8 protein-coding genes and 3 pseudogenes are annotated in these 13,416 nt (G+C 41.9%); 6 read left to right on the top strand and 5 right to left on the bottom strand.

What is annotated here, in order from left to right:
• Window positions 1-190 (bottom strand): annotated as a pseudogene (locus tag IM485_RS09030) (ISL3 family transposase); the annotation flags it as partial.
• A 1,072-nt stretch (window positions 191-1,262) separates the two neighbouring features.
• On the opposite strand from IM485_RS09030, the gene IM485_RS09025 reads away from it, so the two are divergent.
• Both IM485_RS09025 and IM485_RS09020 read left to right on the top strand, forming a co-directional pair.
• Window positions 1,263-2,264, top strand: coding sequence for a pentapeptide repeat-containing protein (locus IM485_RS09025; RefSeq protein WP_287661830.1), 1,002 nt, complete (start codon window positions 1,263-1,265; stop codon window positions 2,262-2,264).
• 355 nt (window positions 2,265-2,619) lie between these two features.
• A complete protein-coding gene (locus tag IM485_RS09020) occupies window positions 2,620-3,378 on the top strand; it encodes a sulfite exporter TauE/SafE family protein (protein WP_104397213.1) in 759 nt (252 codons plus the stop codon).
• A gap of 33 nt (window positions 3,379-3,411) precedes the next feature.
• Here the strand turns inward: IM485_RS09020 and IM485_RS09015 are convergent.
• The 4 genes and pseudogenes from IM485_RS09015 to IM485_RS09000 form a co-directional block, all read right to left on the bottom strand.
• Window positions 3,412-3,585: pseudogene (locus IM485_RS09015) on the bottom strand (IS630 family transposase); the annotation flags it as partial.
• Window positions 3,586-3,716: 131 nt separating this feature from the next.
• Window positions 3,717-4,040 carry a transposase gene (locus tag IM485_RS22975; RefSeq protein WP_502882172.1) on the bottom strand — a complete coding sequence of 108 codons (324 nt, stop codon included), beginning with the start codon at window positions 4,038-4,040 and terminating at the stop codon, window positions 3,717-3,719.
• 211 nt (window positions 4,041-4,251) lie between these two features.
• Window positions 4,252-4,532 (bottom strand): annotated as a pseudogene (locus IM485_RS09005) (IS630 family transposase); the annotation flags it as partial.
• A gap of 353 nt (window positions 4,533-4,885) precedes the next feature.
• Entirely contained in the window at window positions 4,886-7,009 is a 2,124-nt protein-coding gene (locus IM485_RS09000; RefSeq protein ID WP_287742525.1) for a serine/threonine-protein kinase, read from the bottom strand.
• 208 nt (window positions 7,010-7,217) lie between these two features.
• Between IM485_RS09000 and IM485_RS08995 the strand changes: the two genes are divergently transcribed.
• The 4 genes from IM485_RS08995 to IM485_RS08980 all read left to right on the top strand — a co-directional run bounded on the left by IM485_RS08995 (window position 7,218) and on the right by IM485_RS08980 (window position 13,168).
• Window positions 7,218-7,886 carry a hypothetical protein gene (locus IM485_RS08995; RefSeq protein WP_104397215.1) on the top strand — a complete coding sequence of 223 codons (669 nt, stop codon included), beginning with the start codon at window positions 7,218-7,220 and terminating at the stop codon, window positions 7,884-7,886.
• A gap of 151 nt (window positions 7,887-8,037) precedes the next feature.
• A complete protein-coding gene (locus IM485_RS08990; protein ID WP_287742522.1) occupies window positions 8,038-9,207 on the top strand; it encodes an HhoA/HhoB/HtrA family serine endopeptidase in 1,170 nt (389 codons plus the stop codon).
• 167 nt (window positions 9,208-9,374) lie between these two features.
• Window positions 9,375-10,190: a mechanosensitive ion channel family protein gene (locus IM485_RS08985; RefSeq protein WP_104397217.1), complete on the top strand. Its 816-nt coding sequence runs from the start codon at window positions 9,375-9,377 to the stop codon at window positions 10,188-10,190.
• Window positions 10,191-10,474: 284 nt separating this feature from the next.
• Entirely contained in the window at window positions 10,475-13,168 is a 2,694-nt protein-coding gene (locus IM485_RS08980; RefSeq protein ID WP_287742520.1) for a DNA methyltransferase, read from the top strand.
• Window positions 13,169-13,416 lie beyond the last annotated feature (248 nt).

The following is a 13,416-nucleotide window of genomic DNA, read 5'->3' as shown; positions in this document are numbered from 1 at the left end:
CTAATATTGACAAATCTCTGACTAGATTATACTCTGTCTGATTGATTCTGTCCAAGGTTTGATGGCAATTCGGACATTCAATTGTTTCATTTAAAAGAGCGAGCTTTAGGAAAATTGTCTCATCAATTTTTTGATAATTGCCCACTGTTACATTTGGTAAATCGAGGAGTTGATCAAAATTTATCCACATAACCCACCTCCTGTTCTGTGTTACTATTATACCATGCTCACACAGAACCTAGAAGAGCCGGGATAATTTGGGTGCATCTCAATTTTGTCGAAATATGTAGATGACATTTTGGGCGCGCGCAGTTCGATAAACTCACTGACCACGGTGCGCCCCTACCATTGGCGCAATGATAGGATTGTAGGGGCGAATTGCATTCGCCCTCCTTGAATAACTGATGCTGCTCACCAAGTATGTGAGGGAAAGTCACAAAATTGAGATGCAGCCGATAATTTTCGGGAAATATAGTCTTTAAAGCCTTGTCTGGCAAAACTTCTACGAATAATAAGCACTGATTATCACACAAAGTCGAGAAGCTCCCCATTTCCCCTACTTTAATCTATCAGGTATCTTCTTTATCAGAAATCACCTAGGGAAAGAAACCTCTTTCATCTCTGGTGGTGAAAATTTTTTCATCGGGACTGCCTCCTGTTCCCTACCTTCGTTAACCACTAGGGAAAATCAAGCCTTTTGGCGAATTGATTAAAAAGCCATTAACTCCTCTTGCCAAAACAGGCCACAACCTGATAAACTAATCACAGCAAGGCTTCAGGGAACAAAATAGGGCGATTTATCCCCAAGAGGGATTGACTTTTACGAAGTTTTATGATTGCTCAACTAGAAAGTCCCCGAAATCTGGTGATTAAGAGTTTTAGCCTGTTGGCTACTGGACTGACTAAGCAGACCTAACAAATTCAACTGTATGATACCGAGTCAAGACATCGGCGAGGCAGTAGATTCAGTCAGAAAAACTGACGCACAAGACTTCTCTAATTTAATGCCTAGACCTGGCTGGTAACAAGTGGCGGGTTTAGGTAGAGTTTGTTTTTGGTATTGAACCCCGATTCTTGTAGTTATTTACCCGCTTTAGTAATTGTCAATAGGGATTTTAAGCCCGTAATTCGTTGAAAATTTCTATTTATTCGCAAAAATCCCCAGTCGCTCCCTGTACTAATTTTAGAGATCGACTTCATGACCAGTAATTTTCCCCAACCAATTCTCTGGAAATCACCTTCCAGAACAATTTAGTCATTTTATGAGTAGCAATGCCTTAACTGATCGTGAACATCTAATCGAACTGTATAATCGAGGTGAACGCAACTTTGCTGAAGTCAGACTTAGCGGAGTCAATTTAAAGAGACAGTGTTTAAACCAGATTAACCTAAGTCATAGTTACTTAAGACAAGCCAATTTAACCGAAGCTTGTTTAATTAACGCCAATTTCAATGCCGCTTCCCTGGAAGAAGTTAATTTAAGCAAAGCTTGTCTTATCGACGCTAACCTAACTAAAGCCGCTCTTTCTGGGGCAAATTTGCGCCAAAGTAACCTAAGCGGCGCAATTTTGAGTAATACTGTTCTCAAAAAAGCCGATTTAAGTTCTGCCTGTTTAATTCACAGTAGCTTACTTTTTGCCCAACTGTTCAAGGCGAATCTGGAAGCGGCTAATCTCACCTCAGCCACTTTAACCCATGCCATGGCGGAGAAAGCCAACCTAAAACGGGCTATTCTCACTCGTGCTATTCTTAGCTCTGCTAATCTTAGCCATGCTAACTTAAAAGAGGCTAACCTAATTCGAGCCTATCTCTATCAAGCTAATCTGGAAAACTGCCATCTTCAATACGCCGACCTCAGCTATGCCGATTTGCGCGGGGCGGATTTACGCGGGGCGGATTTACGTTATGCTAACCTGGAAGGAGCTAATCTGACGGGAGCTAACCTCAATTGTAGTGATTTTGAGGGAGCTAACTTAACCGGTGCCGATTTAAGCAAAACTGACGCTAATAAAGCCAATTTTCGCCAGGCTAACTTAACCGGTTGTAATCTTCTCGGCGCTAATTTAGCCTCCGCTAACCTTTCCGGTGCTAACCTACACCAAGCGGGATTACTCTTAAGTTATTTAGTGGGAAGCAATCTTAAACGAGCTAATCTCAAACGAGCTAACTTAATCGGGGCAATTTTAACCGAAAATAATCTTCTTTCCGCTTCCCTCGAAGAAACTATTCTTCCTAACGGTAGTCGCGGCAATCTCCTTTCCTAATATTCCTAGAAAAACCCGGTTGTAGAAACTTTTCCGCCGAGGTTTCTATAACCGTGGGGTTTTTCTTGGGGTAATGATGAATGATGAATTATAAATTATGAATTGGGAGTGGGGAGTGCTGGAGTTGGGAGAATAAATAAAAATAATCTCCTGAATAAGCTAAGACGCATTTAAACCGCTTATTCTTAGATTAGCCGAACCTCCCCCAATCGCTTTACTGTTGCCTTTTGCCCCTTGCCTCGTCTCAAAAAGCAATTTAAATTACGAACAGCTTACTGTCTCCCGTCTCCTGTCTCGACTAGGAAATTGATTTTGCACGACTACTCAGAGCCTTCAAGGCCATGAACCGAAGATAATGCCGAACAATTACTTTATTTTACTGATAACAGGCGTTTTTTCGGGCTTATTAGCGGGTTTATTCGGTATTGGGGGTGGCACTATCTCCGTGGCGATCCTGTTAAATTTGGGCTACAGTTACGGGGAATCGGTGGCTACCAGCAGTTTAGCGATCGTTTTTACTTCCCTAGGGGGTACGATCCAAAATTGGCGATTAGGTTTCCTCAAATGGCAGCGAGTTCTCCTCTTAGGTTTACCCGGGATTTTTACGGCATTTATCGGGGTTTATCTGGTCAAATCTAGCCCTAAACACCTCCTAGAAGCGGCTTTTGGTTGTTTTTTGCTGCTCAATATCTATTTAACCAATCTCAAGCAAAATTTAAGCCAAAAAGAGTCAGTTTCTGCTATTAGATTAAATCCTAATCTAGCCCGTCTGCTAACCGGAGGAATCGCCGGATTTCTAGCCGGTATTTTCGGAATTGGTGGTGGAGCGATCATGGTGCCACTACAAATGATTTTTTTGGCAGAAAAGATCAAAATCGCCATTGTCACCAGTTTAGGTGTGGTTTTACTCAATTCGATCGCCGCCTGTTTCGCTCATGCCCAAGCCGGTTATATTCTTTATCTAGAAGGGATTATTTTAGGTATCGGTGGTTCTCTAGGTGTACAAGTAACCACTCGTTTTTTACCGAAATTACCCGATCAATTGGTGCGGATTACTTTTTATATTTTTCTGCTACTGATGGCCATTTATTTCTTGATCCGCGCTTGCTCTTAGACCGTTTTTCTGAAGTAATGGCAGAGATATACTTTAGACGTTCATAATCTGAGATTTATTAAACTTCTGAAATGGTAGAGTCAGCAAGAAATACAGTTCTTTTTTATGTTTCAGATGGGCATCATTCAGACATTCATAAATAGCTGAAGAAAAGTCAGAAAAGTTTTTATAATATTTACCATATAAACATTTCTTTTTGACAAATTTTCACGGGTGCATCTCATTTTTGTAAATCTACTAATTTGGGATTTTTCAGGGGAAACTTTCTCCTAAAATTGGGCGTTACTTTCGGTTTTATCACTCAATCCAAGCTTTTGGGGGGTTCTACCCCCCGCGCATTAGCTTAACTGTGAGATGCTTACACGCGATTGTTCATATTTTTGTACTAATTTAAGAGTCACTGATAATTGCTGATTGTCGGTATTTCTGCAAATATGGGATGCACCCAATTTCCACCGCCTTTCAATTAAATTTAGATTAGGCGAATAAGACGGCAGATAGAGTAGATCTATTGACAAGGAAAGAGCTAATTCTTCAACAATTTTACATTTTTGATAGCGGGCATCATCTAATACCAGAGTGATAAGCTGTTCGTAATTTAAATTGCTTGTTGAGACGAGGCAACAGGCAACAGTAAAGGGATTGGGGGAGGTTCGGCTAATCTAAGAATAAGCGGGTTAAATGCGTCTTAGCTTAGGAATTATTAGTCCTAAAGCAGCTATTTTTTCAATAAGTTCACAGACTTGAGTTGCTGTAATATATAGCGTTTTTCAGTCTGCTGAGGTACAAAAGTTATGGGTTTTAGGCAAAAGGCAAGAGGCAAAAGGCAAAGGGGAAGAAAAACAGGTGTACCTCACTAGCTTAGGAAACGCTATAATTGTTATATGTTACCAGAATAAATTGATGAGTTATTGCATTTAATGCTTCTAAAACATTAAAGCGTTTGCGCCCGCTCAGTGACTTAACTAACAGTCTCTCAAAACACCAAATAAAACCGAAAAAAGCTCCCATAACAAAGTGAGCCGCATCAAAAAAAAAACAGCCCTTTTTCCTTCTTTAGCCTCATTTAGTCTCGGTTCTAGCTTTTTTTCTTTGTAGTCTTCTTGTTCATCCCGGTCAGCTTTAGAAGGAAGAGAACCTACTTTTAAACATTGAGTTCTTTTCTTCTTCCGTGAATTCTAGGTTAATCATGTTTTTAATAAGTGCTTTGCTTCTAATTATGACTCTTAAACTATATTATTGTCCTTGAGTAAAAAATGCAAGTTGTAGCCGCGCAAAGTATATCTACATCTGGGACTAATTTCAGATATAACCAGATTTGATATTAATTCTAAATCTGGTCGATGGGGAAGAAATAATGGTGGTTATAGACGAAAAGGGAGACAAAAAGATATGGTGGGAGCTTATTGGCAGTTGGGAGAACTGAAAAAACAGTTTTATCAAGGACGGGAATTATGGCGGAGAAATACTGGTAAAAAGCGATAAAGCTCCAGAAAAAGAGCGGAAGTTAGGGAACAGGTTCCTCATTATCCACTTTCGGGGTTTGGTTTTGGGGAGATTGCTGAAGTTCTTGCCAGCGAGTTTCTGCCAGTTGTTTTTGTGTTTGCACTTCTTGGTCATTGGAACGATAACGAAGTGATTCTTGATAAGCTTGAATCGCTCGCTCGTATTGACCGAGTTTAAACCAACTATTGCCTAAACTTTTCCAGGTTTCTGGGTTATCTTTTTGTCTTTGAATCGCCTGTTGATAGGCGATTATGGCTTGGGAATAGTCGCCTAAACGATACCAAGCGTTACCGATACCGATAAAAACTTCAGATTTTTGGGAAGAAATACGGCGAGCTTTTTCGTAGGATGCGATCGCTTCTTGAAATCTTTCCAGTTGATGAAGTAATGCCCCTTGATTTAACCAGGCTTGATAATAATTAGAATTGGCCTCAGTTGCTTGCGTAAATGCCTCCAAAGCTTCTGAATTGCGGCCTAATTTTTGCAGAATAATCCCTTGACTATAGTGAGCTTGGGAAAATTGGGGATTAAATTGTCCGGCTTTGCTATAACTTTCTAAGGCATCATTAATTTTATTTAATTGATACAAACTATTTCCTTTTTGATACCAAATTAAGGCATTATCTGACTCGATCGCTAAAGCCTGATCGTAGGCTTTAACTGCCCCTTCATAATCCTCAAGATTTTGTAATGACCAACCTTTTTTATACCATATTTTGGCATCATTTTTTTGAAAAGTTAACAATTTTTCAAGAGCTTTTTGGGCGGCGGAATATTGTTGCAGTTCTAGATAAATATCGGCTTTACCTTGCCAAGCTTGACTAGCAGCAGGATTAAGAGATAAGACCCGCTCAAAACTTTCTAAAGCCTCCTGATTTTTGCCTAATTTATCTAAAGCTTCCCCGCGACCGAGCCAAGCTTGCCAAGCGGAATCTGGGTTAATTTGAATAGCTTTTTCGTAGGTATTTAAAGCTTCCGAGTATCTTTTTAAAGCCAATAAAGCATCAGCTTGTCCTTGCAATGCCTCAAGGTAATCGGGATTAATTTTTAAAGCTTGACCATAAGAATTAAGGGCATCGGTATAACGTTTGAGTTGATAAAAAGTCTGGCCTTGTTGATAGTAATTAATAGAATTACGGGAATTTTGCCAATAGTCAAAACCCAGATAAGCACCAGCTATTAAACCAATTGTCCCCGATACAAACAAGATTTTTATTAGCCAAGATTTCCCTTGACGAGCAACTTGACTTTGAGATTTCACCGCCTGGGTATTTTTCGGATCGAGATGATGAATTTTCCCTAATTTTCTCAGGGCGATTAATGCTTCACTGGCGCTGGTATAACGCTGACGAAAATCATAGCGGATCATGCGCTCGATAACATCACTAAACTCGGCGCTAGTCATGGCCAAATGTTGCCAGAGAATTTCCCCCGTGCGAGAATCCAAGGGAATATCTTCGGGAGCTTTACCGGTTAAAGCTTGTAATCCAATCATACCAGTGGCATAAATATCGCTACTAAAACGGGGATAACCTTGGGCCTGTTCACTGGGGAAATAACCGGGGGTACCGATAGCGACTGTAGAAACGGTTTTACCTTCTTGAACTACTTGAGTGCTAATTTGTTTGACAGCGCCAAAATCAATTAAAACCAATTGATCATCTTGACGACGACGAATAAGATTGAAGGGATTAACATCGCGATGGATCACCTGTTTCTGATGGACAAATTCGAGAATTGAGAGAATTTCTGTTAATAAAGCCACTACTTTCTCTTCATTTTGCCTATAGACACCGGCAGTAATTTCTGTGGCTAAATCTTCCCCTTCAATGTATTCTTGCACGAGGAAAAATTGCCCATTTTCCTCAAAATAAGCAAATAAACGGGGAATATGGCGATGATTGCCCAATTCTTGCAGGATTTTCGCCTCGGTTTCAAACAGTCGTCTAGCGATGGCTACAGTTTCCGCATTCCGGCACTGGGGTTGAAATTGTTTGATCACACAGCGATTTTGATTGGGTAACTGGCGATCGCAGGCCAAGAAAGTCTGTCCGAATCCCCCTTTTCCCAATTGACGGATAATTTGGTAGCGATGACTAAGGATTTTTCCGGCAGCGAGTTCCATAGACGATGGCAATCCAAGGTTTTTTACTATTCTAGGCTTTTCGGCTCTCTTTTGCGGTCGCTGGACAAAACGCAGAAATTCCCCTATTCTACTTTTTTCCCTATAGAGAGGGAAAAAATTCCCTGTGGAGGGGACTGACATGACAGACAGAAAAAAATAATCTAGAAACAGAGAAAGTTCACTGTTGTTTTTTGAGAGGATAACCGCTATGTCTATCAATCCTGGTACTAGAGCCGGCACAGCTTTACTGATTACCCTGCTGATGGGGTCGATGTCCGGTACTTTTCCCGTCCTCGCTCAAAGTAATATTAATCGGCAACGTCTCATCGCCCAACAAATCTCGATTCCGGCCGGAACAGTTATCCCTTTGAATTACGAGAAAGCCGATAAAATTTTAGTTTCTAAAAGTGATGTTATTCCTCTGACTTTAACCGTAGCCAGAGATATTCGTGATCGGAATGGGAGTGTGGTGATTGCAGCGGGAAGTGAAGTCAAGGGTACTTTAGAAGCGGCGGGCCGAGGTGTGCGCTTTATTGCCGATGAAATTGCCCTCGATGGGGGCAATCGCACCATTCCCCTCAATGCCACTTCCCGATTAATTACTACCACTGAAACCGTGCGTAAAGGGGCAAAAACTCAAGATATCTTAGCGGGAACCGTCGCCGGTGCGGGGGCAGCCACAGCGATCGCTGCTCTTACAGGCGATCGCAAGATCGAAGTTCTCGACGTTTTAGCGGGGGCAGCCGTGGGAACCCTTGCAGGATGGGGTTTACCGACGGCGGGAATTGTCGGTGGTAGTTCCGCGCAGTTATACTCTGTTAACCCCGATCGAGATTTAAATATTACCCTGCAATCGCCCCTAGTGATCAGAGATTAGTAAACGGCAAACCATCACCAAATCCGCCAGCAGACGGATTTGGTGTCAACCATAGATTTAATCGGAGCGATCGATTTGTTAGATTTTTAATAGTCGGTCTGTCAACCGATAGACAGAAACAGTTAAAACATCAGAATTCAGAGATCAAAGTATGAAACTTCCTACAGGGTTACGGCGAACTATTACCCATGCTTTGGCAACTTTTCTGGGAGTTATGCTCGGTTTTAGCAGTTTAGCGGCGGTAAATGCTCAAAATCTGCCCACTGCTGCCACCGATCTGGCCAGAATCCCCCCGGAGATGACGGCGGAAAGTTTTGTCGCTAAGGCAGTGGCCCGCACGGGTGCGGCAGTGGTGCGAATTGACACCGAAGCGATCATTACTCGTCCCAATAGCCCCTTTTTTGATGATCCTTTTTTTCAGGAGTTTTTTGGGGAACAGTTTCGTGTTCCCACCCAGCAGCGAGTGGCGGGCCAGGGATCGGGTTTTATTATCGATGCCAATGGTTTAATCTTAACTAACGCCCATGTGGTCGATAATGCCGATAAGGTAACGGTAACTTTAAAAGATGGTCGTAGCTTCAAAGGAGAAGTACGCGGTACTGATGAGATCACTGATTTAGCCGTGGTGAAAATTAATTCCCAAGGGGAAAATTTACCTGTAGCCGTCCTCGGCAATTCCGCATCCATACAAGTGGGGGACTGGGCGATCGCTGTAGGCAATCCCGTGGGTCTAGATAATACGGTAACTTTAGGAATTATTAGCACGATCGGGCGATCGGCGGCTAAGGCGGGTATTCCCGATAAACGCATTGATTTTATCCAAACCGATGCCGCTATTAACCCGGGTAATTCCGGCGGTCCTTTACTCAACGCCCAAGGGGAAGTCATCGGTATCAATACGGCGATTCGTGCTGATGCCATGGGCATCGGTTTTGCCATTCCCATCGACCGGGCCAAACAGTTACAAGCAACCCTAGAATCAGGTCAAAAGGTGGCCCATCCCTATATCGGTGTGCAGATGGTTAACCTAACTCCCGATTTAGCCCGGGCTAATAATCAAAACCCCAATTCTCCCATGATCGTGCCGGAAGTGTCGGGAATTTTGGTGATGAAAGTCCTACCGAATACCCCCGCCGAAAAAGCCGGCATCCGTCGCGGGGATGTGATTGTCAAAGCTAATAATCAACCGGTTAGCGATGGCACTGAGTTACAGGAAATGGTGGAAAAAACTGGAATCGGTCAATCTTTACCCCTCAGAATCAGAAGGGGGGAAAGGGCGATCGATCTCACCGTAATCACCGCCCAAATGTCAAATCAGTAATCAGTAATCAGTAATCAGTAATCAGTTATCAGTTCACTGTTTACTGTTCACTGAAAATACTCCCCATCACCAAATCGGTTTTTTTCCTTGAGAGAGTTCTCGGTTTTTCCTCTCGCCCCTATAATCTGTGTGTAAATTAGCTTTATTTCTTTGCGAGGATAATAACTATGGATCCGGCTCAAGTTAGCAATCAAGTGTACTTTATCAGGGATTTAGCGATTAGCTTCGGGGCGAAATTAATCGGGGCGATCGTACTCTGGTTTATTGGTAAATGGTTGATTAATCTAGCGATTAATCTGCTCAAAACCAGTTTAGCCAAGGGCAACGTCGATCCTACCATCGTTAGATATATCATTTCTTTCATCCTCATTGCCCTGCAAGTTGTCCTGATCGTGGCGATTTTGGGCTTTTTTGGCGTTGAAACCACTTCTTTTGCCGCACTTTTAGCCGCTACTGGTATTGCGATCGGGGCCGCTTGGGGGGGGCTGTTGGCCAATTTTGCCGCCGGGGCTTTTTTAGTCATGTTCCGTCCCTTCAAGGTGGGCGATTTTGTCTCTGCGGCAGGTATAACTGGCACGGTGGAGGAATTGGGTTTATTTGCCACTACTATCAACACTCCTGACAATATTAGAACTGTAGTCGGCAATAACAGCATTTTTTCTGGAAATATTCAAAATTTTTCCGCTAATCCCTATCGTCGTGTGGAGTTGACCGCTCAATTAAGTCACGGGGTAAATGTCCCAGAAGCGATCGCCCTGTTGAAGGCTAAAATTAGCCGTATCCCCAATGTTTTGACTAATCCCGCCCCCGATGTGGAAATTTTAGAATTTAATCCCTCCGGACTTCTCTTGGCAGTGCGTCCCTATTGCAGTAACGACAACTATTGGCAGGTCTATTTTGACACTAATAAGGTTATCTATGAATCCTTCGGTGAAGCGGGCTATCCTATTCCTGCTACCCACACGGTTTTACACAATCAATAGGGTTTGCTGAAAAAGTCTGTTGGTGGGGTTAGGAGTCAGGCTTCGGCCGTCGGTCGTTTCAGGCTTTGTTGTCCTCCTTTTTCCCACCAGTTTGTGTACTAAAAGAAGGATAATGCAAGGTTTTTGAAGGTCACAATCCTATTTTCTGAGGCATATTTTCGGCTCTCCTCGACTTTGTGGGATAATCAGTGCTTATCATTCGTAGGAGTCTTGCCACAAGGCTTTAAAGACTATATTTCTGGAAAATTATCGGGTGCATCTCCTATTAGCGAGTGAAGCGAAAGATGACTACTACTCTTGAAAGCTTACAGGAATTTATTGATTTTTGTCAACAGCATATTACTGGCAAAGAAAGGAAAGAAGCCCAGATTTTCCTAGACCGTTTCTTTCGAGCTTTTGGTCATAAGGGTGCGTTAGAAGCGGGTGCAACTTATGAGGAGGCGATTACTAAAGGTAGCAAGAAAGGTAAAACAGGATTTGCTGATTTAGTTTGGAAACCTCGTGTTTTAATTGAAATGAAAAAGCGAGGAGAAGATTTAAGTAAGCACTATCCTCAAGCTTTTGAGTACTGGAGTCGATTGGTTCCTAATCGCCCTCGCTATGTCTTATTATGTAATTTTGATCAGTTCTGGATTTTTGATTTTGATCTTCAAATAGATGAACCGGTAGATCGAGTAAATCTCAACGATTTGAAAAATCGGGTCAGTGCGTTCAATTTTATGGAAGTAGGGAATCGTACCCCTATTTTTCAGAATAATCAAGTCGAGATTACAGAAACGGCGGCGCGGCGGATGGGTGAGTTGTTTCAACTGTTAAAAAAACGCGGTCATAAAAGCGGTTTTGATGAGTTGACGGCCCAGCGATTTATTTTGCAGTGTGTATTAGCAATGTTTGCTGAGGATCGAGGATTGTTACCGAGAGATTTATTTATTTCTTGTGTACAAGAGTGTCTAAATGGTGGCAATTCCTATGATGTCTTGGGGGGATTATTTCAACAGATGAACCAACCCGGAATTACCCCCGTTGGTAAATATCAGGGAGTGGATTATTTTAATGGGGGACTGTTTAGTATAATTCATCCAATTGAATTAACTAATAAAGAATTAGAGTTTCTGGATGTGGCGGCGCGTCAGGATTGGAGTAAGATCCGTCCAGCAATTTTTGGTAATATTTTTGAGGGGACAGCTAATGCTGAAGAACGCCACACCTACGGAATGCACTTTACCTCAGAAGCGGATATTATGAAAATTGTTCGCCCAACTATTAGCCGTTACTGGGAGGAGAAAATTGAGCAAGCTGGGACGATTGGCGAGTTAAATACACTTCAGTTAGAATTACAGCAGTATAAGGTATTAGATCCGGCTTGCGGTTCGGGTAATTTTCTCTATGTCGCCTATCAAGAATTAAAGCGCATTGAACAGTTATTAATTGAAAAGATTGCTAACCGTCGTCGTTCTTCTAGTGACCAATTACAGATTAGTTTTGTTACGCCTAAACAGTTTTATGGAATGGATATTAATCCTTTTGCTGTAGAATTAGCGCGGGTGACTTTAATGATTGCCAGAAAGGTGGCGATTGATAAGTTTAATTTGACGGAAGCTTCTTTACCTTTGGATACTTTGGATAGTAATATTATTTGTGCTGATGCTTTGTTTACGGATTGGCAAAAAGCAGACGCAATTATCGGCAATCCTCCATTTTTGGGAGGGAAAAAGTTAAGGACAGAACTAGGAGATGAGTATGCAGAACAAATTTATCAAAAATTTCCTGATGTTCAAGGACAACCTGATTTTTGTGTTTTTTGGTTTAGAAAAGCTGCGGAAAATCTTGGAGAATTAGGAAGAGCCGGTTTAGTTGGTACTAATTCAATATCACAAGTTTCTGGGAGAAAAGCAAGCTTAGATTATGTAGTTAAGCAAGGTGGATTTATACATGAAGCGATTTCAACTCAGCCTTGGTCTGGTGAAGCTAATGTTCATGTCAGTATTGTTAATTGGAGTAAAGAAAGACCGAAAGAATTATTTCTAGATAATTTGTCAGTTAATTTATTATCTACGGCATTGAAAGCTCAAATATCAGTGGATAATGCCGAAAAAATAAAAGTTAATAATCATTATTCTTTTGAAGCCTGTCAATTAGCCGGAAAAGGATTTGTCATAACGGAAGAAGAAGCTAATAAATGGATAAAGTTAGATCCTAAAAATCAACAAGTCCTGAAGCCTATGTTAGATGGAAAAAATTTAATTAACCTTTTTGAACAAAAGAGTTGGGTTATTGACTTTGATAATATGGCTCTTGAAGAAGGGGCTGAATATATCTTACCTTTTACAAGAGTAAAAGAAAAAGTTAAACCAGAAAGGGATAATAATAAGCGCAATACACGGCGATTAAATTGGTGGAGATATGGGGAAACAAGACCAGGAATGAGAAAAGCTTTAGCTGTCCTATCTTGCTATTTTGCCATCCCCAAAATCGCTAAATATATTGTTTTTTCTCCAGTTGATGTGTCCATACTTCCCTGTGAAGCAAATATGGTGATAGCCTCCGATGATTTCTATATTCTAGGAATTCTCAACTCAAAAATACATCGCCTCTGGGTAAAAGCTCAAAGTTCAACTCTTGAAGACAGAACTCGCTACACCAATACAACCTGTTTTGAAACCTTCCCTTTTCCCCAGACACCTTCACAGGAACTTGTCGAAAAAATCCGTCAAACCGCCAACGAATTACACGAATATCGTAGTCAACAGATGGAGAAAAAACAATGGGGAATCACCAAACTATATAACCAATTCTTTAACGAACCCAGTAGCCAACTGTATCAACTCCATCAGAAATTAGACAAGCTAGTAATGGAGGCCTATCACTTCCAAGCTGACGACGACATCTTAGAGAAATTATTAACCTTAAACTTGGAATTAGCAGAGAAAGAGAAGCGAGGAGAAACCGTCATCGGTCCCTGGTCTCCTTACCCTTAGATTATAGAATTGCTAAAGAGTAATCGTCGGAGTTATTGGGTTGCGCTTGAGTATAGGCTAGTTAAGTAGCTGGTTATAATTAAATTAAAAATGGATTTTAGGTTCGATCCCCCCTGCCCCCCTTGATAAGGGGGGTGCGGATCCCCCCTGCCCCCCTTGATAAGGGGGGTGCGGATCCCCCCTGCCCCCCTTGATAAGGGGGGTGCGGATCCCCCCTGCCCCCCTTGATATCAAGGGGGGCAGGGGGG

The organism is Microcystis sp. M169S2, assembly GCF_020245865.1.
GTDB lineage: Bacteria > Cyanobacteriota > Cyanobacteriia > Cyanobacteriales > Microcystaceae > Microcystis > Microcystis ichthyoblabe_A.
Note: the sequence above shows the minus strand (reverse complement) of the source record. Positions and strands in the feature narration are given on the sequence as shown.